The 20871-nt window shown below is 60.0% G+C and carries 21 protein-coding genes; 6 read left to right on the forward strand and 15 right to left on the reverse strand.

Annotated features, from left to right (window positions below):
• Nucleotides 1–99: 99 nt before the first annotated feature.
• Complete coding sequence (gene chrA, locus C4S63_RS02200) at nt 100–1236, reverse strand: chromate efflux transporter (protein ID WP_103916569.1); 1137 nt, start codon at nt 1234–1236, stop codon at nt 100–102.
• 96 nt (nt 1237–1332) lie between these two features.
• Between chrA and recQ the strand changes: the two genes are divergently transcribed.
• Entirely contained in the window at nt 1333–3468 is a 2136-nt protein-coding gene (gene recQ, locus C4S63_RS02205; RefSeq protein ID WP_103916570.1) for a DNA helicase RecQ, read from the forward strand.
• A 25-nt stretch (nt 3469–3493) separates the two neighbouring features.
• Here recQ and C4S63_RS02210 read toward each other — a convergent pair whose 3' ends face one another.
• Nucleotides 3494–3916 (reverse strand): MgtC/SapB family protein, encoded by a 423-nt coding sequence (locus C4S63_RS02210; RefSeq protein WP_063508667.1) that lies wholly within the window; start codon nt 3914–3916, stop codon nt 3494–3496.
• A 446-nt stretch (nt 3917–4362) separates the two neighbouring features.
• Between C4S63_RS02210 and C4S63_RS17575 the strand changes: the two genes are divergently transcribed.
• The 3 genes from C4S63_RS17575 to C4S63_RS02220 all read left to right on the forward strand — a co-directional run bounded on the left by C4S63_RS17575 (nt 4363) and on the right by C4S63_RS02220 (nt 6770).
• On the forward strand, nt 4363–4497 hold the full coding sequence (locus tag C4S63_RS17575) for a hypothetical protein (RefSeq protein WP_255357632.1): 135 nt from the start codon (nt 4363–4365) through the stop codon (nt 4495–4497).
• Nucleotides 4498–4573: 76 nt separating this feature from the next.
• Nucleotides 4574–5296 carry a glycerophosphodiester phosphodiesterase family protein gene (locus tag C4S63_RS02215; RefSeq protein WP_062816908.1) on the forward strand — a complete coding sequence of 241 codons (723 nt, stop codon included), beginning with the start codon at nt 4574–4576 and terminating at the stop codon, nt 5294–5296.
• A gap of 103 nt (nt 5297–5399) precedes the next feature.
• Complete coding sequence (locus tag C4S63_RS02220; RefSeq protein WP_062816907.1) at nt 5400–6770, forward strand: DEAD/DEAH box helicase; 1371 nt, start codon at nt 5400–5402, stop codon at nt 6768–6770.
• A gap of 48 nt (nt 6771–6818) precedes the next feature.
• Here C4S63_RS02220 and C4S63_RS02225 read toward each other — a convergent pair whose 3' ends face one another.
• The 4 genes from C4S63_RS02225 to sat all read right to left on the reverse strand — a co-directional run bounded on the left by C4S63_RS02225 (nt 6819) and on the right by sat (nt 10718).
• Nucleotides 6819–7493: a hypothetical protein gene (locus C4S63_RS02225; protein WP_062816906.1), complete on the reverse strand. Its 675-nt coding sequence runs from the start codon at nt 7491–7493 to the stop codon at nt 6819–6821.
• A gap of 189 nt (nt 7494–7682) precedes the next feature.
• Nucleotides 7683–8222 carry a hypothetical protein gene (locus C4S63_RS02230; protein WP_062816905.1) on the reverse strand — a complete coding sequence of 180 codons (540 nt, stop codon included), beginning with the start codon at nt 8220–8222 and terminating at the stop codon, nt 7683–7685.
• A 122-nt stretch (nt 8223–8344) separates the two neighbouring features.
• Nucleotides 8345–9250: an aspartyl/asparaginyl beta-hydroxylase domain-containing protein gene (locus tag C4S63_RS02235; RefSeq protein ID WP_062816904.1), complete on the reverse strand. Its 906-nt coding sequence runs from the start codon at nt 9248–9250 to the stop codon at nt 8345–8347.
• 262 nt (nt 9251–9512) lie between these two features.
• Nucleotides 9513–10718: a sulfate adenylyltransferase gene (gene sat, locus C4S63_RS02240; RefSeq protein WP_082810852.1), complete on the reverse strand. Its 1206-nt coding sequence runs from the start codon at nt 10716–10718 to the stop codon at nt 9513–9515.
• A 328-nt stretch (nt 10719–11046) separates the two neighbouring features.
• Between sat and C4S63_RS17420 the strand changes: the two genes are divergently transcribed.
• A complete protein-coding gene (locus tag C4S63_RS17420; protein ID WP_197461915.1) occupies nt 11047–11220 on the forward strand; it encodes a hypothetical protein in 174 nt (57 codons plus the stop codon).
• A gap of 215 nt (nt 11221–11435) precedes the next feature.
• On the opposite strand, the gene C4S63_RS02245 is transcribed toward C4S63_RS17420, so the two are convergent.
• From C4S63_RS02245 to C4S63_RS02270, 6 genes are all read right to left on the reverse strand, one after another.
• A complete protein-coding gene (locus C4S63_RS02245) occupies nt 11436–12494 on the reverse strand; it encodes a succinylglutamate desuccinylase/aspartoacylase family protein (protein ID WP_062816903.1) in 1059 nt (352 codons plus the stop codon).
• Between the two features lie 109 nt (nt 12495–12603).
• Complete coding sequence (gene rimK / locus C4S63_RS02250) at nt 12604–13509, reverse strand: 30S ribosomal protein S6--L-glutamate ligase (protein WP_103916571.1); 906 nt, start codon at nt 13507–13509, stop codon at nt 12604–12606.
• Nucleotides 13506–13955 carry an ATP-dependent zinc protease gene (locus C4S63_RS02255; RefSeq protein ID WP_231883050.1) on the reverse strand — a complete coding sequence of 150 codons (450 nt, stop codon included), beginning with the start codon at nt 13953–13955 and terminating at the stop codon, nt 13506–13508. The genes rimK and C4S63_RS02255 overlap by 4 nt, the downstream gene beginning before the upstream one ends.
• Nucleotides 13955–14338, reverse strand: a complete 384-nt coding sequence (gene gloA, locus C4S63_RS02260; RefSeq protein WP_062816901.1) for a lactoylglutathione lyase — start codon at nt 14336–14338, stop codon at nt 13955–13957. Before gloA ends, C4S63_RS02255 begins: the two co-directional genes overlap by 1 nt.
• Before the next feature lie 419 nt (nt 14339–14757).
• A complete protein-coding gene (locus C4S63_RS02265; RefSeq protein ID WP_103916572.1) occupies nt 14758–16161 on the reverse strand; it encodes a YncE family protein in 1404 nt (467 codons plus the stop codon).
• Nucleotides 16162–16361: 200 nt separating this feature from the next.
• The gene (locus tag C4S63_RS02270; RefSeq protein ID WP_062816899.1) at nt 16362–17585 is read right to left on the reverse strand and encodes an argininosuccinate synthase; all 1224 of its coding nucleotides are present in this window, start codon (nt 17583–17585) and stop codon (nt 16362–16364) included.
• 202 nt (nt 17586–17787) lie between these two features.
• On the opposite strand from C4S63_RS02270, the gene rnt reads away from it, so the two are divergent.
• A complete protein-coding gene (rnt, locus tag C4S63_RS02275; RefSeq protein ID WP_062816898.1) occupies nt 17788–18456 on the forward strand; it encodes a ribonuclease T in 669 nt (222 codons plus the stop codon).
• A gap of 241 nt (nt 18457–18697) precedes the next feature.
• On the opposite strand, the gene C4S63_RS02280 is transcribed toward rnt, so the two are convergent.
• The 3 genes from C4S63_RS02280 to grxD form a co-directional block, all read right to left on the reverse strand.
• Entirely contained in the window at nt 18698–19300 is a 603-nt protein-coding gene (locus tag C4S63_RS02280) for a peroxiredoxin (protein ID WP_062816897.1), read from the reverse strand.
• A gap of 184 nt (nt 19301–19484) precedes the next feature.
• The gene (locus C4S63_RS02285) at nt 19485–20210 is read right to left on the reverse strand and encodes a PepSY-associated TM helix domain-containing protein (RefSeq protein WP_103916573.1); all 726 of its coding nucleotides are present in this window, start codon (nt 20208–20210) and stop codon (nt 19485–19487) included.
• A 168-nt stretch (nt 20211–20378) separates the two neighbouring features.
• On the reverse strand, nt 20379–20711 hold the full coding sequence (gene grxD / locus C4S63_RS02290) for a Grx4 family monothiol glutaredoxin (RefSeq protein ID WP_062816895.1): 333 nt from the start codon (nt 20709–20711) through the stop codon (nt 20379–20381).
• Between the last annotated feature and the right edge of the window lie 160 nt (nt 20712–20871).

Here is a 20871-nt window from a genome sequence, read left to right on the forward strand (position 1 = left end):
AACCGGCTGCAGATAGCACCAGCGAATCTATTGGCAATTTGCCTGATCGGATGACAAATCCCTCGCCAAAGGCTCGGATTCGCGCCTCATGAGGCGCTCCTACAGCAGGTTGGTCATCACCCCCAGCGCCGCCATGCCTAGCACCATCCCCCATAACGGCACTGTCTTGCTACGCAGCACCACAAACCCCGTCACCACGATCAACAAATCCCACAGATCATTCACCGCAGAGACGAACACCGGCTGATACAGGGCCGCCAGCAGCAGCCCCACCACCGCCGCATTGATCCCCGCTACTGCCCCGGCCAGGGCCGGACGGGAAGAGAGCCACTGCCACCCTTCCATCAGTCCCAGCACCAATAGAAAGCCCGGCAGGAAAATCGCCAGGGTAGCGATCAGTGCACCCCACCAGGGGCTGGCCGGCAGCAGCACAGCACCCAGATAAGATGCCAGCGAGAACATGGGCCCGGGCACTGCCTGGGCGGCGGCATAACCGGTGAGGAATTGATCCGGAGACATCTGCGGCCCCACCAGTTCCTGCAACAGGGGCAGCACGACATGCCCCCCACCAAACACCAGGGAACCGGCGGCAAAGAAATCATTCCACAGGCCCAACATCCGCCCCGCCGGCAGCAGGGCGACAACCGTAAGCAACGCGAACAGCAGCAACGGCCCACGGCGCCACACCGGTTTACCCGGTGCCGCCACGCCCTGATCCGGTCGCAGCCAGTGCCAGCCAATGGCGGCAGCAATCAGCAAGGCCAGCATCTGCCCGAGCAACGCCGGCCACAGCACCAACAGCACAGCCACCAAGGCCGCGATGGAGCGGGTCAGACCGTTGGCACAGAAACGCTGGCCCATATTCCACACCGCATCGGCCACCACGATCACCGCCAGCCACTTCAGCCCGGTGATTGCCCCACCCTGCAGCCAGTCCGGCAAAGAGGCGGCGTAAATCCCCAACAGCGCCATCAACAGAAAAGACGGCAGGGTAAAGGCAACAAACGCTGCAAAGGCCCCGAAGATCCCCCCGCGCACCCGGCCGATGGCGAAGCCCAACTGACTGGACGCCGGCCCGGGCAGAAACTGTGTCAGCGCCAGCAGGCGAGCGAACTCCGCCTCATCCAGCCACTGCAATTCCTCCACGAAGCGACGGTGAAAATACCCCACGTGGGCCGCCGGCCCGCCAAAGCTGATCAGCCCCAGCAACAGAAACTGACGAAAGATATCGCGCATCACTGACAAGTATTCCCGCTGAAATTTCACCAGAACCTAGCACAGTTTGCTGGCGGGCGGATGTCAGTGCCGGTCGGCGGCAGGTATACTCGCCCCATGCAATCCGATGCCCACTCCGTTCTCCAGCATGTCTTTGGCTATCACCAGTTCCGTGGTGAGCAACAGACCATTATCGATAGCCTGATCCAGGGCGACGATGCGCTTGTGTTGATGCCCACTGGCGGCGGCAAATCCCTGTGCTACCAGATTCCGGCGCTGGTTCGCCCTGGTACCGGCGTGGTGATCAGCCCGCTGATTGCCCTGATGCAGGATCAGGTGGATGCCCTCAAGGCGCTGGGCGTCAGAGCCGGATTTCTCAATTCCACGCTGAATATGGAGCAGCAGCGCGCCCTGGAAGATGCCCTGCTCAACGGCGAACTGGACATGCTCTACATCGCCCCGGAACGGCTGATACAACCTCGCACCCTGACGCTGTTGCACCAGGCACAGATTGCCCTGTTTGCCATCGACGAAGCCCACTGCGTCTCCCAGTGGGGCCATGATTTCCGCAACGACTATCTGCAACTGTCCCTGCTGCACCGGGAATTTCCCCATGTACCGCGCATCGCCCTGACCGCCACGGCGGATCAACGCACCCGAACGGAAATTGCCGAACGGTTGGACCTGACCCAGGCCCGTCACTTCGTCTCCAGTTTTGATCGGCCCAATATCCAGTACCGTATCGAGCGCAAGGATGGCGCCCGGAATCAGCTCCTGCGCCTGATTCGTGCCGAGCATGACGGCGATGCCGGGATTGTCTACTGCCTGTCACGCAACAAGGTGGAACGGGTCGCCGAATGGCTGTGCCAGCAGGGCGTCAAGGCTCTGCCTTACCACGCCGGCCTGCCCGCGCAAACCCGCGAAAACCACCAGCAACGGTTCCTGCGCGAGGATGGGCTGGTGATGGTGGCCACCATTGCCTTCGGCATGGGGATCGACAAACCGGATGTGCGCTTCGTGGCCCACCTGGACCTGCCAAAAAGCATCGAATCCTATTACCAGGAAACCGGTCGTGCCGGTCGTGATGGGGAGCCCGCCACTGCCTGGATGGCCTATGGCCTGGAAGATGCCATCAAACTCAAGCAGATGCTGGCCCAGAGCAACGGCAACGAGCAGCACAAACGCAACGAACATCAGCGCCTGGAATCCATGCTGGGGTTGTGCGAGATCACCCAGTGCCGTCGTCAGGCCCTGTTGCATTATTTCGGTGAGACCCTGGAGCAGCCCTGTGGAAACTGCGATACCTGCCTGAACCCGCCGCAGACCTTCGATGCCAGCGAGGCCGCCCAGAAAGCGCTAAGCTGCGTGTACCGCACCGGCCAACGGTTTGGCGCCAATCACCTGATCGACGTGCTCACCGGCAACCGCTCCGACAAGGTGGCCAGCGCCGGTCACGACCATGTCTCCACCTGGAACATCGGCAATGAGTTCAGCGCCAGCCAGTGGAGAAGCATTTATCGGCAACTGGTGGCCCGTGGCCTGCTGACCGTGGACATGAACGGCTTTGGCGCGCTGCAACTCACCGAAGCCTGTCGCCCCTACCTGCGCGGCGAACAGCCCCTTCACCTGCGCAAGGAAATGGCCAAGGCCAGGAAAGCCTCCACCCGCCGCGCGCACGCCAATATCGCTGACGCCGACCGCACTCTCTGGGAAGCCCTGCGCGCCTGCCGTAAACGGCTGGCGGATGAAGAAGGCGTGCCACCTTATGTGGTCTTCCACGACGCCACCCTGATGGACATGCTCGCCATTCGCCCACGGAATCGGATGGAAATGGCCGCCGTCAGCGGCGTCGGCGACCGCAAGCTGGAACGCTACGGGGATGCGTTTCTGGACATTCTCAACGGGAAGGATGATGCCGCCGGTGTCGCCGAGCCCGTCGGCCCGGATCGCAACGAGATTCTCGCTCTGGCCCAGGCCAACATGAGCCCGGCCGCCATCGCCCGCCAGCAGAATCTGAACGAGCAAACCGTGTACCGGGAGCTGGCACAGCTGGTTACCACCCATCAGCTCAGCCTGGAGCAGGCGCTGGGGATCAGCGAAACCGAGATCGGCATCATCCAGGATGCGCTGCTCAGCCAACCCAACCTGGCCGAGGACACCTTCAGCTACCGACAGTTGAAAGACCTGCTGGCCGACGACTGGCCGACCGGGGTCCTGCACTGCGTCCGTCAGGCCATCCTTGCCACGGCATAAAAGCGCCTGTACCGCCCATCCGCCTTCAGTCTTCCACCGGAAGCCGTTTGAATGAACGGGAGAACTGCAGGATCAGAAAGTTGATCAGTGACAGCACCAGGGCGATTTCATAGCGGCTGTAAGCCACCGAAATGCCAATGGCCCCGGTATTCCACAAACTGGCCGCCGTGGCAGTACCACTGACACTGGCCCCATCCTTGAGAATCGCCCCGCCGCCGATAAAGCCCATGCCGGTAATAATCCCGTACATCACCCGGGCTTCTGCATCAGAGCCGCTATAGACCTGCATCCCCACCAGCATGTAACCGCAGGCGGCAATGGATACCAGCGGGAAGGTCCGCAGGCCCGCACCCCGGGCGCGCTGCTCCCGATTCCAAGCCACCGGTAACGCCAACACAAAGGCAATCCCCAGTTGGTACAGGTGGGTAACGACCTGGTTCCAGTCCAGGGAGCCTCTGAATAACGCCTTGCATGCTCAGGCTTTCAGGCTGGCTCACAATCTAGGCGCGCTTTTGAAGGCATGCTGGTTGCCTGTCGAGAAAGTGCAACAACGAGTGTGGGCCAGCCTGGAAGCCCCGAAGGGCGCGACCTGAAGGGCACATCTGCTGCGCTTTGTCGCTAGGAAAGGGAACCACCCTGTCCGTCGCACCAAAACACAACAGCTGCACCCTTCAGGTCACGCTGAGTACGCAAAGCGTTATTCAGAGGCTCCCTAACTCCTGCATACGCACTCTCCTTAGCCAGCATTGCCGTGACAAAGGCCCGGGCTACGCCAAATTTTGCAGCACGCTTTGTCACTCTCTGTAAGCAAAAGCTTACACCCAGACAACAGAGCCATGGCCATAGCCACGCTACTCTTGATCCTGTTCAAAAAAGATACTGTGGGGACAAACCATGGAACAAGACGTGCAGCTGGATCTGGAATGGGTGCCTGACGCCCTGGCAGGGGTTTTTGAGGATGCCCACGCGGATCATTGCGGCCAATGGGAATCCATTGACGCGGAAAGCACCGCCGCCCACGCGGCCTGAGAGAGCCCAGCCATCCCGCATCCTCGCCCGACCTGCGGCGCTTTAACCTGACCCGCGTCCGGGGGAGAATACTCCCATGGATGTGATATGGATCAGTCATCGCGGCCTGCACCAACGCCATGGAGAGAACAGCCTGCATGCGTTCGAGGCCGCCGCCGAAGCCGGTTTCCACACCTTGGAAACCGACCTGCGCACCACCCATGATGGCCAGATCGTCCTCCATCATGATGCCTCCCTGATTCGCACCACCGGCAGTCACGCCGTTATCGAAGACATGGACAGGGACCAATGCCTACGCCATCGACTCCATGATGGCCAGCCGTTGCTTACCTTCGAGCATTTCGCCCATACCTTTACCGACCAGCGCTGGATTCTCGACATCAAACCGGAGAGCGCGGCACGCACCCTGGCAGCGCTGCGCCATTGGGCCGACCAGCAACAGAAAGGCGACTGGCTCTGCCGCCAGGCCCGTTTCCTGCTCTGGCACCCGGAGCACACTCGATTGCTACGCCAGCACTTCCCCGCCGCTATCACCATGGCGCCGCAGACAGAATGCCGCCGAGCCGGCCTGTCGCTGCTGATGGGGCTTCGCCCGCTGGCCGCCATACGCGCCGGTCGCACCTATTCCCTGCCACCGGTGTTTCACGGCCTGCCCCTGTTCCGGCACTCTCTGGTCGATGCCTATCACCGTCTCGGCGGCCGGGTGCTGGCGTTCCTGCCGGAGGGACGGGAGCAGCAGCGCCAGGCGCTGCGCTCCGGGGTCGACGAAATCCTCAGTAATACCGCGCCGATACGCTAGCGAGCCTGGGAATGAGGCACCGTCGGGCACCGGACCGCCGGGCTCGTGTTCCGCCCCGGGATGCGGTAGGCTTGCCGCCCCTTCTTATGTCAGACCCAATTACATGCCTTTTACTTCCCTTGGACTGGGGGATGACCTGTTGGCCGCTGTTGCCGATCAGGGTTATCACACCCCGTCACCGATCCAGGCCCAGGCCATCCCTGCCGTACTCAGCGGCCGTGATGTGATGGCTGCTGCCCAGACCGGCACCGGCAAGACGGCTGGTTTTACCCTGCCCCTGCTGGAGCGCCTGCGCGCCGGCCAGCCCGCCAGCCATAACCAGGTACGCGCCCTGGTACTGACCCCAACCCGGGAGCTGGCCGCCCAGGTCGCCGACAGTGTGGCCACCTACGGCAAGCATCTGCCCCTCACCTCCACCGTGGTCTTCGGCGGTGTGAAGGTGAATCCACAGATGCAGCGGCTGCGCGGCGGCGCGGATATCCTGGTGGCGACACCCGGTCGTCTGCTGGATCTGTATCAGCAGAACGCGGTGAAATTCGACCGCCTGGAAATCCTGGTGCTGGACGAAGCGGATCGCATGCTCGACATGGGCTTTATCCATGACATCCGCAAGATTCTATCCAAGCTGCCCCCCAAACGGCAGAACCTGATGTTTTCGGCCACCTTCTCACCGGAAATCCGCGCCCTGGCCAAGGGCCTGGTGAACAGCCCGGTGGAAATCGATGTGAGCCCGCGCAACACCACCACCGAGCTGGTTACCCAGTGGATTGCCCCGGTGGACAAACAGCGCAAGGCCGCCCTGCTTACCCACCTGATCCAGGACAACAACTGGTACCAGGTACTGGTCTTCAGTCGTACCAAGCACGGCGCCAACAAGCTGGCCAAACAACTGGAAAGCAACGGCATCGAAGCCGCGGCCATCCACGGTAACAAGAGCCAGAATGCCCGTACCCGTGCCCTGGCAGACTTCAAGAACGGCAAGATCCGCGCCCTGGTGGCCACCGACATTGCGGCCCGGGGTCTGGATATCGAGCAGCTGCCCCAGGTGGTCAACGTGGACCTGCCCAATGTGCCGGAAGACTACGTGCATCGCATCGGGCGCACCGGCCGTGCCGGCGCCACCGGCCAGGCCATCTCCCTGGTCAGCGCCGATGAGGCCCAACAGCTGAAAGATATCGAACGGCTGACCCAGCAACAGCTGGAGCGCAAAATCGTGGCCGGCTTTGAGCCCGGCGAACCGCTACCGGCAGCGGGGGCGCTACAGCCACCCAAGCGCAAACGCCCGAAGAAAGCGAAACCGGCCCACTCCCGTCCGGACAATGGCGGCGGTAACGGCCAGGCTCGCAAAGGCAATGGCGGAGGCGGCAATGGCCAGAACCGCCAGGCACGGCCTGCCAACAACAGCCGCCCCGGTGGCAACAGCCAGCGACGGCGTCGCCCGGCAGGCAACCGCCGGCCGCAAGCCCAGTCCTGAACGAAAAAAGGCGCCTGAGAGGCGCCTTTTTTCTGACTCTAACATCGCTTACCGCTGCCGCAGCAACCCCTGGTAGTGAGCCATATAACCTTTCAGCTCGTCATCGCTCAGGTCCTTGAGCACCTTGTTGTTGACCGCATGCACCGCCTTGCGGCTACCGTCGATACCCACGTTCAAGGCCTTCTGGGTCACAAAACCGATTTTCACTTCCTTGGTGTTGGCGACAAAGACTTCATCGATGATCTTGTCCGACATGGCGCTCATCACCCGGGTGACCAGAGCCACGTCTTCGGTGCCCTTGCCTGCCGCACACAGCTCGGTGGCCTTGCGGAAATCAGCGGCGAAGCTGTCTTCCACCGGGAAAGCGATACTGGCGTGATTATCGTTGTCGTCGCCAGCCTGCCAGTACATGGCCTTCACGTTCTTCACCACCGGGGCGAATTCCGCGTTGGACACCTTCTTGAAAATCTGGCGGGTGAGCATGCTGGACGCCTTGCCGGCGGTGGACACGGCAAAATCGATCACCTTTTTCTGGCCCCCTGACAGCTCGGTCATATTGGCCGGCTCCACCAGAAACAGGCTGAGAATCCGGTCGGTGAGATGGTCCACCATGTGAATGAATTTCTCGGCACTGTCTTTACGATCGTGCTCGACGGCATGAAGGAAGTCTTCGGTGCTGTTGACCAGCGCCGGGTTAGCGGGAATCGCCACCACGTTCTGCATTGTTATGTCCTTGCCTTGCAAACAGTTGCTGTCACTCAAAAAACTCATGATAGCGGGGCCATGGCCCGAGGGGAAACGCCAATCGGGCCGGAATAACAAAGCTTATACGCAGGAGTATCAACCTGGCGCGTCTGAATCACGCCTTGCAGGCGCAGGCTTTCAGGCCATGCCAAGTCCCCCAGGCGTGATTCAGGAGCCACCGCTGTGGGTAACAGCAGGTTGACGGACCGCCTGTGAGGAAGAGGCAGAGGGTTTGGCACGGCGGATATCTACCTGGGGAGAGGTGATCATGGTTCCGTCCATGGCGCAGTCCGGGCCCAGGGTCACCGCATCAAACGTGGCCGAACCGTCCGTGTTGCCCCACACCAGGGTCACCGGCCCGGGCCCACAGATCCCCCCCAGTAACGGCACCCTGACCTTGACCTGCATGTCATCCACGGTGAGGCGCCCCGGGTGCTCTACCTGGCCCTGCCAGGGCAGCGCCAGCGCCTTGATGCTTTTGCACAACGGGTTGATGCCACCGAAGATGACCTCGGTCACCCGGATCGCCCCCTGCTCACTGACATGGCCGTTAAACGTGGTATGGCAACTGACCGGGATGGCACCTTTCTTCATGGCCAGTTTACCGCTGGCGGAAAACGCCCCCGCCGGCGCCACCGTCACCTCTGCGCTGGTGACCCCGACAAACGCCAAGGCCATAACGGCCCCGGCAATGATGTTCCTTATCATTATTGTTATTCCCTGCCGATATGTTCACCGGCATGGTGGCACGAGGCAGTAATACGTCCCAAGCCAGTCGGACGCAAAACCACGACCGCTCGGCAGTTTTTCTTGCCAACCTCTACGCCAGGCTACACCAGTTGGTAGCCGATACTCCCCAGTACCGCCAGCACCACGGCCCACTTGGCGGTCACATAGAACGTCTTGTTTTTCCGCTTTACAGACTTCAGGAAGCCCTTGTAGGCCAGCACCCCTTTGCCCAGCTTGTTACCCACCCCGGTATGGCTGCTATCCAGGTTGTCGATAAAGAACAGGCGATTGAAGAACCAGCCGAAGTACCAGTACACCTTCTGTACCCACTTCCACTTCATGGGCCGGTCCACATCCGTCATCAGAATGATTCGCGGGGTCTCGGTGCGGTTCCAGGCGGAATGGATATAGGTTTCATCGAAGATGATGCTGTCGCCATCGCGCCAGATATAGTCGTCCTCGTTCACCGTCAGGCCGCAGCCCTCATCGTTGGGGGTGCTCAGCCCCATGGAATAGCGCAGGGTGTAGGCGAACGGATCGTGGTGACGATTAAGCTTCTTGCCCGGCATCAACACGGCAAACAGGGCAATGTTCATGGACGGCAGCTGGTCCAGCAGGGCCATGGTTTTCGGTGCCAGCTCATAGGCGGAAGGCAGCTTGTTGTCATAAACCTTCAGGTAAAAGCTGGTCCAGCGATTGTCCTTGTAGAAACTGCTGGCCGGCAGGTCTTCCTTGGCGGTGATGTTGCCGCCGTGATACAGGGCCAACGCCTCGTCACGGATGGTTTCCCAGTTATCCTCGATCAGCTGCAGCTCCGGAAACCAGGATTTGTCCATGCGGGGCGTGGTGGGCACCTTCGACAATAGATATGCCGGAATATTGAACGGCACCATGAAGGTGGAAAAATCGGAAAGCTGGCGCTTGAGACCAAACGGCTCCCGGTTACGCATACGGATAAACACAATGCAGCCCACATAGACCAGCAAACAGACCACAATAACGGCCATAACCTGTCCCTTTTCACTCTTGCTAACGGGGTTCGCCAGTGAACCGCGGCACCCGGAAAATGAATTAGGCGGAATTTTACCTGATCCTGGCCCGCAAAACCGGAGCCACATCGGTAATTTTCCGCCGCTGCTCGGCGCTATCCGTCCTGGGTTACGACAGCGCCGGGGGCATTTCGCACTGGCGAGCGCCTTGACGGAAACGAAAAAAGCCTCTCGAAAGAGGCTTTTCCCGAAGGGCATTGAGTGCGGAGCACTCAGCCTGTTACTTGTCGGCGTCCAGCGCCTGGTAGTAGTCCATCAGGATCTGGGCCACTTCCGGACGAGAGAACTCCGGCGGCGGGGCAATGCCCTGGCCCAGCATCTCACGCACCTTGGTACCTGACAGCAGCACAAAGTCGTCCTTGGTGTGGTCCGGTACATCACGCATCATGACCACACGATCAAGCTTCTTGGAATAGGCGGTATGATCCGCCTCGAAGATCTTGATTTCCAGGGCACCGGCCGGCACCTTTTCCTGGAAGATGGTTTGCGCATCGAAAGCGCCGTAATAATCACCCACCCCTGCATGGTCACGGCCAACGATCAAATGGCTGCAGCCACAGTTCTGGCGGAATACCGCATGCAACACCGCCTCACGGGGGCCCGCGTACAGCATGTCAAACCCGTACCCGGTGATCATCACGGTGTTGGGCGGGAAGTACACTTCCACCATCTTGCGGATTGAGGCATCACGCACGTCAGCCGGAATATCACCCTTCTTCAATTTGCCCAGCAGCATATGAATCAGGATACCGTCGGCGTTCAGCGCCTCCTGGGCCATGCGACACAGTTCTTCATGGGCGCGGTGCATGGGGTTACGGGTCTGGAACGCGACCACATTGCTCCAGCCACGCTCAACGAACTCATTGCGAATGGAAACCGCGGTACGGAAGGTATCGGGGAAATCGTCGGCGAAATAGGAGTAATTGAGGACCTGGATGTCACCGGACACGATAAAGTTGCCGGCGGCCAGGAAATTGGCCACACCCGGGTGCTCCTTGTCATTGGTGGCAAAGACCTGCTCGGCAACGGCTTCCAGTTCGGCGTCGGAGGCTTCCTCGATCGCCGCCACATCCATCACCGCAATCACCGGCTCGCCCTCCACATTGGGGTCGCGCAGGGCTATGCGCTTGGCACCTTCAATGGCGCTGACATCCTTCAACATGTTGACGATCGGCACCGGCCAGAACAGACCATCGGCAGTGGTCATGTTTTCCGCCACTGACAGCATGTCAGCCTTGTTCATGTAGCCCGTCAGCGGGGTGAAGTAACCGGCACCCATCATCACCGCATTGGCGGCAGCGGCCGAGCTGATCACCACTGAAGGCAGAGATTCCGCTTCCTGCTGCAAGGCAACGCGGGCATCTTCATCAGCAACGTAAAGGGGTTTCAATGCGTCCGCACCATGCGGCTTGACCAAAGCGACCATCTATTCACTCCAAATGCTCAATCAACGGGGTATCCATATCGCGGCGCAGTATAGCAAAGGATCGGCAGCAGGTCGGCCCGGCAAGGGGGGCGGACGTAAAAAAGCGGCAACGCGCCAGCCCGATCAGTAAAGAGCCATACTCAACAATGACTTGCGTGCCCCGCCCGCCCCGTCACGGCGTCCCCAAAAGCTCCCTCCCCCTTTAAGATCCCCTTATCCTGAAAAAAATGTATATACATTGACTATCTATAAGATAGCCAATAGTCTGTTTGCAAGTCGCTAATATTCCAGCGACGATGCAGCCTGTTTTCCTGTGGTGTGTCTCTGTATGGCAAAAAAAGGCAAGGCCAAGAAGAACAGTCAGCTCATCGTTCGCATCAATGACGAAGAACGTCTGCGCTTTATCGAGCTCTGCGAAGAGCTGGATACCAGCGCCGCGCGTGAAGTCCGCCGGTTTATTCGTGACTTTATCAAGGCCCAGGAGTCGACATCCGGCGAGTAGCCGAGGGCTCGGCCATCACTTGCGAAAATGGAGAGACATCATGTCCAAGAAGAAAAAGCTGAAAAAAGCCATCAAGCAGAGCAAGGCCAAGATCAACAAGCAGGAATCTGTGCTGAAGAAACTGAAGAAAAAGCTCAAGAAGGCGTAAGCCGAGCCACAGCAAAACGGGCCACCAGGGCCCGTTTTTTGTGTGGTCACGTTTTCCGTTGAGACGCTCAGACGATCGGCGGCTCACCTGCCAGGGTCGGGCCCTTTTCGATATCGGAGGTAAACACTTCCAGTGACTGCGCCACTTCGCTGACTTCCTCGAAGCGGGCAATGTGATAGAGCGCTTCCCCTTCATTCACCAGCGGCAGGTTATTACGGCCCACCAGGATGCCGGCAGCCGGCGCGAAGATATTCACATCCTCCCCGCCAAAGGGGCTGGAAATACGACCGATCAGATCCCCCTTCTTGATCCACGCCCCCAGTGCCACCAGTGACAGGAAGACCCCGTCCCGCTCTGCACGAACCCAGCTGGATGAGCGGGCAATATAGGGTTCGGTGGGCGCCTTGGTGCGGCGACTACCGGTCATGCCCAGGTGCTGCATGATATTGAGCACCCCTTTCACACCGGCCCGGATACAGGATTCTTCGAAGCGCAATGCCTCACCGGCTTCATAGGTGATCACCGGGATGCCCTGGGCCTCGGCCACTTCCCGCAACGTGCCCTCGCCCAGCACCGAATTGATCACCACCGGCACGCCAAAGGCATTGGCCATGGCAGCGGTATCCTCGTTGGACAGGTCGGCGCGGATCTGCGGCAGGTTGGCCCGGTGAATCGCGCCGGTGTGCAGGTCCACCGCATGGGTGGCACGGTCCAGCACCTGACTCTTGAATTGCCAGGCCATTCGCGCGCCCAGGCTGCCGGTTTCCGAGCCGGGGAAACAGCGGTTCAGATCACGCCGGTCCGGCAGATAGCGGGTCTTGTGAATGAAACCAAACACGTTCACGACCGGCACTGCCAGCAAGGTGCCATTAAGGCTTTTCAGGGCAGAGTGACGCAGCAGGCGACGGATGATTTCCACGCCATTGAGCTCATCCCCGTGAATGGCCGCGCTGACCATCAGCACCGGGCCGGGTCTGCGTCCATTGATCACATGGATGGGAACATTCAAGGGCGTCTGGGTATAAAGCTGCGCCAGCGGCAATTCCACTTTGGCCCGGGTACCGGGCGCTACCGTCACGCCATCCAGTTCAAAAGGGGTGTTTTTCGGTTCTTTGCTGTTTTTCATTCTGTTTTTCTCTACCTTGCAGACCCAACCAGACTAACGGCTCCCCCCGGGACGCCGACCCGAGACTGCGAGCTGCAACCCTCAAGCACGGCTCCTGCGAGGCGTCGGTTCAGCCTGACCCCTTGGTCTGGGTCCGGTAGGGGCGCGCATCCTTTTCGATGAACTTCATGATCATCCCCGCCACATCTTTGCCGGTGGCGGTTTCGATGCCTTCCAGGCCCGGCGAGGAGTTCACTTCCATGACCACGGGGCCGTGGTTGGAACGCAGGATATCCACCCCGGCCACATTCAGGCCCATGATACGAGCGGCCCGCACGGCGGTGGCGCGCTCTTCCGGGGTAATGCGGATCAGGCTGGCGCTGCCGCCACGGTGCAGGTTGGAACGGAACTCGCCGGGCGCGGCCTGGCGTTTCATGGCCGCAATCACCTTGCCGCCCACCACGAAACAGCGGATATCGGCGCCGCCGGCTTCCTTGATGTATTCCTGGACCATCACCGACACATTCAGCCCCATGAAGGCCTCGATCACCGATTCCGCCGCCTTGCGGGTTTCCGCCAGCACCACACCAATACCCTGGGTGCCTTCCAGCATCTTGATCACCAGTGGCGCACCGCGAACCATGTTGATCAGATCGGGAATGTCATCCGGAGAGTGGGCAAAACCGGTGATCGGCAGGCCCACGCCCTTGCGCGACAGCAGCTGCAGGGAACGCAGCTTGTCCCGGGACCGGGAAATGGCCACGGATTCATTGACCGGGAAGACGCCCATCATTTCGAACTGGCGCAATACTGCCGTACCGTACTGGGTGATGGAGGCACCGATCCGCGGGATCACCGCATCGAAGCCTTCCAGGACTTCGCCCTTGAAATGAATCTCCGGCTTGTGTGCCACCATGCTCATATAGCAACGCAGGGTATCGATCACATGCATTTCATGACCGGCAGCCTCGCCCGCTTCCACCAGTCGGCGCGAGGAGTACAGTCGCTTGTTTCTCGAAAGAATGGCAATTTTCATGGTTGCTCTTTGTTTCCACCTAATAAAAAAGATGCCGTGGGATCGACAATGATCTCGCCCATGGCGGTGCGTCCCAGCAGCATACGGAATATCATGTTTTCACGGTCGGTCAGGGTGATCTCGATGGGCCAGCGGCGGCCACCCAGTTCAATATCGGTGCAGATCACCGGGCGCTCTTCCTTGTGACCACCGGAGTCAGTCACCACCCGACGGTCCAGTACCGGCGCTTCACAATGGCTGACCTGGTCCTGCCCCTGAATCGGATGGATAGAAAAACGAACCCATTCCTGTCCATCGCGCATAAAGCTTTCCACCTGAAAAGCATGCAGCGCCGACGTCCGCGCCCCGGTGTCCACCTTGACCTTGATGGCTTCGATGTCCAGTTCGGGCAAGCTTGCCCATTCCCGCCAGCCGACGGTGACCTTGGTTGCCATTGGAGAGCCCATCAGTCCCTTTCCAGCAGTTCGATCTTGTAACCATCCGGGTCTTCCACAAAGGCCAGAATGGTACTGCCATGTTTCATGGGGCCGGGTTCGCGGGTAATGCGCCCACCCCGTTGGCGAATACGTTCACAAGCAGCGTACACGTCGTCCACCGCCAGGGCCACATGGCCATAGCCATCACCCAGATCGTACTCGTGCTGATCCCAGTTAAAGGTCAACTCCAGCACCGCGCCCCGGGATTCCGGCTGATAGCCCACAAAGACATTGGTGAAGCGGCCTTCCGGGTATTCCTTGCGGCGCAACTCCTTCATGCCCAGCACCTCGGTATAGAAGGCCACGGACCGATCCAGATTGCCCACGCGCAGCATGGTATGCAGGATTCGCATTGCTTGCTTCGCTCCTGATATCAGCAAAATTCAGCGGGCACGGAGCCCCAGCTATCTACAGGGCGAATAGTGGTGGCAGAGGGGAGGATTGACAATGAAAAAGTGGGTTTACGGAGGGGAACACTGTAAAACATCCAGGTAATCGCCGCTCATGGCAGACAGTCTGGACGTTATCCCGCCGCAACAACGTTACTGGCAGCGCGAACCGTGATATCGACAAAGCCACTGCAGGAGTTCCTCTCGAGGGACGAATCTGCGCCGAACCGAATCTTGGATCGGCGCTTGGGGCTATTTCCACGCTGATGCGTGGATCGTCCCTCGAGAGGAACGCCTACAGCCGCTTCGTTGTAGACTGGCGGGCATTGCGGCGATCGCGCCGCCAGCGCCGCCCCGACGGGCAACGCGCTATGCATCGCGATTCAGGGCAGGAACAGGCTGCCCTGCGCCTCGACCCATGCCTCCGGCACACTCCCCTCGCGGATGCGTTGCGGATGATCCCCCACGTCCACGCGAGCCACTTCCTGGCCGGTCTGGTAATTGAACACGGACATCTGGTCGGTCCCGCTCCAGGACACATAGCAGTGATTGCCATCGGCGCTGGTGGTCACCCAGTAGGGTTTCTCGCCAATGCCGGTTTTCAGTTGGTGGGAGAAATCCTCGCGATTTACCAGGGCCACGTAATCACTCATGGTCCCCGCCACACACAACGTCGAATCATCTGCGCTCATGGCGATGCCATGGTGGGCGGAATCATTCACGTACAGTTCCCGTGGCAGTCCATTGGTCAAATCCGGCAACTCGGCCAGACGCAGCACTTTTTCTTCCTGCATGTCGTACTCGATAAACCCGTGCAGGAAGGACAGCTGGAAGTAGAAATAGCGCTCATCGGCAGTATGTGCCATGGGCCGCACCGCCGTGCTGAGATTGCCATAACCGGCCTCTGCCAGGTCTTTTTCCAGATCCAGCTGCTTGATGATTTCCAGACTATTGGCATCCACCACCTGGAACACCCGCTCGCCCTTGGTGGCATCCAGCAGGTTCTGTCCCAGCAGGCCGTCAGTCAGGTCACCGATCAGTTGATTGTCCAGGGGCGTGTAGACGGTGCCGATACTGGCATGATAAATCCGCTCACCGTCCTCGGAATAGATATTCTCGTGGGGGGAATCTCCCGACGGGAAACGGCCGAGCTCCTCACCGGTTTCCACATCCAGAATGTGCACCACGTTGCCGGTGGAGGCGGATACCGCCACCTGGGTGCCATCCGGTGACAGGGCCATATGGTCAGACCGGTAACCGTCCACCTCAAAGCGCCAGGCGATCTCGCCACTGACCACGTCGATGGCCACCACATCCGCGTAGCTGGGCCGGGAAACGATCAGCAGGCGCCCATCCGGGGAGCTGTACATGTCGTCCACATACTGGTGGTTGCCCTCACCGATCAATACCCGAATACCCTGAAAAAACAGCAGATCGAGGGGGTTCAGGGCAATCGCTTTTTCCCGTTCCTTCTGGTCCGGAATCCCGCTGATACGACCCAGGCGCTGGTAGCTGGAGGCATCGATCACATCAATCACCCCTTCCCAGTTATTGCCCACGAAGATCACCGAACGTGGGCCGTCGTCAGTCTCTTCCGGTACCTCCTCAGCCACCTCATCAGGCGTTCCCTCCTGCTGTGGCGCTTCGCGCTGGGCCTCATCGACACCGGTAGAGGCAGGTGTTGCAGAATCACTGCCCCCGCCGCCACAGCCGACCAGTAACGACGCGGTCAGCAGGGTCAGAATCCCCAGATCCTTAACGGAAAAACGGTATTGCCCGATAGTCATGGCAAGCTCCTCGATCAGCCTGTTGTTGTAAGAATGTTGCTGCTCTCAGGCTAATTGAGACTACCGTGCAAATTAAATGCCTTTTCCTTGTCGTTATGTAACCGCCAATCCCCTGCAACAGGCACAAAAAAACCGCCGCAGCCTGCCGGCTGTGGCGGTTTTCCTGGGGTCAGCTCCGGGACGGGAAACGCCCGGAAGCCTTAACGCAACTTGCGGCCGTTCTTGGCGGCAATACGCAAGCGCAGGGCATTCAGCTTGATGAAGCCTTCCGCGTCCTTCTGGTCGTACGCGCCGGCATCGTCTTCGAACGTGGCAATAGACGCGTCGAACAGGCTGTCATTGTCTGAACGACGCCCCACCACGGTGGCATTGCCCTTGTACAGTTTCATGCGCACTTCGCCATTCACGTGTTCCTGGGTGGCGTCGATGAGCTTCTGCAGGGCCAGACGCTCCGGGCTCCACCAGTAACCGTTGTAGAGCAGCTCCGCATACTTGGGCATCACGGAGTCCTTCAGGTGCGCGGACTCGCGATCCAGAGTCAGGGACTCAATGGCACGGTGAGCCGGCATCATGATGGTGCCGCCCGGGGTTTCGTAACAGCCACGGGACTTCATGCCCACATAGCGGTTCTCGACGATGTCGAGACGACCGATGCCGTTGTCACCGCCCAGTTTGTTGAGCTTGGCGAGCACCTCGGCAGGGCTCAGACGCTCGCCGTCGATGGCAACGATGTCACCCTTCTCGTAGGTTAGAGTGATGTAGGTAGGCTGGTCCGGCGCCGCTTCCGGGCTCACGCTCCAGCGCCACATGTCTTCTTCCGCTTCCCACCAGGGATCTTCCAGGTTGCCGCCTTCATAGGAGATGTGCAGCAGGTTGGCGTCCATGGAGTATGGGGATTTCTTTTTCTTGCTGGAAAAATCCACCGGGATATTGCGCTCTTCACAGTACGCCATCAGCTTCTCGCGGGAGTTCAGATCCCACTCCCGCCAGGGCGCAATCACCTGGATGCCCGGGGCCAGGGCATAGGCGCCCAGCTCGAAACGCACCTGATCGTTGCCCTTGCCGGTGGCGCCATGGGAGATGGCATCCGCACCGGTTTCTTCGGCAATTTCCACCAGTCGCTTGGCAATCAGCGGGCGAGCGATGGAGGTACCCAGCAGGTACTCACCCTCGTAAATGGTGTTGGCGCGGAACATGGGGAATACGTAGTCGCGCACGAATTCTTCGCGCAGGTCTTCAATGTAGATTTCCTTCACGCCCATGGCTTTTGCCTTGGCGCGGGCCGGCTCCACTTCTTCGCCCTGACCGATATCGGCGGTAAAGGTCACCACCTCGCAGTCATAGGTATCCTGCAGCCATTTGACGATAACCGAGGTATCCAGGCCACCGGAATAGGCCAGTACCACCTTGTTGATCTTGGACATTGAAAGACTCCGCATGTGAGAGGCCCCGCTATCAGGCGCCCCCCGGTGAATCGAGGCCGCGTATTGTACCCGCCCTGCCCGGCTGGCGTCATCTCCGATCCACTTTCTCGCCTGTTGCCCCTGCAGGCTTTCCGGTAGCATAGCCTCCTCTCGCAGCCGTCACTGACGGCAAGACGGGATTCGTGTGTCTGATGGAGTGATCATGAATGATCAGCACCCCAGCCTGGCGCTGCGGTTTCGGGGCTTTTTGCCGGTAGTGATTGATGTGGAAACCGGGGGCTTCAATGCCCAGACCGACGCGCTGCTGGAAATTGCCGCCGTCCTGATTGATATGGATGCCCAGGGCTATCTGCGCCCCTCCACTCGCATCCAGTTTCATGTGGACCCTTTCCCGGGGGCCAATATCGAACAGGCGGCACTGGATTTCACCGGCATCGACCCGGACAACCCGTTGCGGGGTGCCGTGCCCGAGGAAACGGCCCTGAAAGGCGTGTTCGAACCGGTGCGCAAGGCAATCAAACAGCATGGCTGCACCCGCGCGGTGCTGGTGGGGCATAACAGCTTTTTTGATCAGGGCTTTCTGAACTCGGCATCCGAACGCGCCGATATCAAACGCAACCCCTTCCACCCGTTCTCCAGCTTCGATACCGCCGCCCTGGCCGGACTGGTATATGGCCAGACCGTACTGGCCAAGGCCTGCGAAGCCGCCGGCATCCGCTTCAGTCAGCGCGAGGCCCACTCGGCGCTCTACGATGCCACCCGAACCGCGGAGCTGTTCTGCTCCATGGTCAATCGCTTCAAGGACCTGGGCGGCTGGCCGCCCCCGCCGCCGAAGGATATGCCGCCGACGCTGGCCAAACAGCTGGACTGAACTGCGGTTTTTAACAGAGGGCACTGAGGACATCGAGACAAGACTGGACCTCACCTCTGAATCCCGGAACACCGCCTCTGATTGCGTAGGGTGCACTGAGCCTAGGGCGAACTGCACCGATCCGGCATTTGATGGTGCAGTTCGCCTTAGGCTCAGTGCACCCTACATTTGAATACCGCAGAAGTTTGCAGCCAAAAAAAGGGCGGCCATTGGGCCGCCCTTTTTTGTGCTGCTTTTTTTATTACAGCTTGTCTGCATTACCAGACAGGTACTCGGCCACGCCGTCCGGGGAGGCGTTCATGCCGGAATCGCCTTTCTGCCAGCCCGCCGGGCACACTTCGCCGTGCTCTTCGTGGAACTGCAGGGCGTCAACCAGACGAATCAGCTCGTCCATGTTACGACCCAGCGGCAGATCGTTAACGATCTGGCTGCGTACCACGCCGTTCTGGTCGATCAGGAACACGCCACGGAATGCCATGCCACCTTCGGATTCCACGTCGTAGGACTGGGCAATGCCGTGGTTCATGTCAGCGGCCAGGGTGTATTTCACCGGACCGATACCGCCTTCGTTCACCGGGGTGTTACGCCAGGCGTTGTGGGTGAAGTGGCTGTCGATGGACACACCGATTACTTCCACGTTGCGCTCTTTGAACGCGTCCATGCGGTGATCCAGAGCGATCAGCTCGGAGGGGCAGACAAAGGTGAAGTCCAGCGGGTAGAAGAACACCAGACCATACTTGCCCTTGATGGCTTCGGACAGGGTGAATTCGTCAACGATGCTGCCATCGCCCAGTACTGCGGGAACCGTAAAATCAGGTGCAGGTTTACCTACCAGAACGCCCATTGCTTCTCTCCATTATGACTAGATTGACTCTCCGGCACGTCAGGGTGCCGGAACCAACATTGAATCCGAGCAGCGATAGTACAACGGCTACCGTCGCGCTGCATGGCACTATCATGGGGATTATGGCCATGCTTTCAATAGGCAGGCCGGCCAATGTCCGTGAATTCGGCCTCAGCCGTTCAAATTATCGCCGGCTACGGGCCCAGACAAGCGCTCCCGTCAGCGCCAGCACCACCAACACCAGGGCCGCCAGATCCATCAGCCACTGCCCGACCCGCCCGAAAAGACGCCCGGCATGGAGATCCTGCAACAATCGCTGCCAGTTCAATGCCGCCGGCACACTGGCCGCCTGCAAATCGGACAGTATTGTCGATGGTACCGAAGCCAACGGAGCAGGCTGCCAGTCCCCCGAGGGCGCCCCCGCGCTGCCCAGCCTGTCCGGATCAAACTGCAGTAAGCGATTATCTGTCTCCAGGATCAGTGCCCCTGCCGCCACTCCCAGACGGGTAAAGGCTGGCACGCCCTGGGCAGGCCGTAGCCGCTCCACCAGTTGCTCTCCCTGCAACAACAGCAACTCACCGCCACAGCCGGCCACAATAAGCCCCTGCACCGCCACCGCCCCCTGAAACGGCGACGAACAGGCCGCCACGGCACGGCCATCCACAAAGAGTCGCTCTCCGGCCTGAGCGTACCAGTGCCCGTCCACCGGGCTACCATTGATTTGCTCCGGTATCGGCACACCGTAGCTACGTGCCAGGGTGGGCGGCAGCGGCTCACTGGCCCAATCCAGTGACTCCACATGATTGAGCAGAATCCCGGTGACCGACAGCACCAGCACCGGCATGGCCACCAGCAGGCCCAGCCAGCGATGCCAGCGACGCCATCCACCTGTGGGTTTGCGTTGTTTCACCGGGTTTCCTCGCGACGGCGAATAATCCGCTTCGATTGTAGGCGCTACGGCAGCGGAGCCAACACCGGGATCATCCCACTGGCTGAGCGAAAGTGTCAGGCCCGCCCCAACGCCGGACACAAAAAAACCCGGCGCGAGGCCGGGTTTTTGTCAGACGCGACGACAGTATCAGGCGTTGTCGTCGGCATCCACGGCGGCGCCGTCCACCAGCTCCTTGAGCTGACCGGAACGGTACATGTCCATGATGATGTCGCAGCCGCCGACCAGCTCACCGCCCACCCAAAGCTGCGGGTAGGTCGGCCAGTTGGCATATTCCTTCAGGCTCTGGCGGATTTCCGGCGCCTCCAGGATGTTCACATAGGCAAACGGCTTGCCGACAGCGGTCATGGCTTCCACCACCTGGGCGGAAAAACCGCACTGGGGGAACTGCGGGGTGCCCTTCATGTAGAGGATCACCGGGTTCTTTTCGATCTGGTCTTTGATGACCTGGATAACATCCATACTGACTACCTGGCGGTTTGGGGTGTATTAGCTGTGGTTGGCCACCATTCTACCACTGTTGGCCCTGCCCCTCCCAGATGGGGCCGTGGCATTCCCCCTTCAAGGGGCGCCACCAACAGAAAAGGGGGCCGAAGCCCCCTTTTCCTTGCTACAGGCACAT

Origin of the sequence: Alcanivorax sp. DSM 26293 (assembly GCF_900107995.1) — a bacterium.
Taxonomy (GTDB): domain Bacteria; phylum Pseudomonadota; class Gammaproteobacteria; order Pseudomonadales; family Alcanivoracaceae; genus Alcanivorax.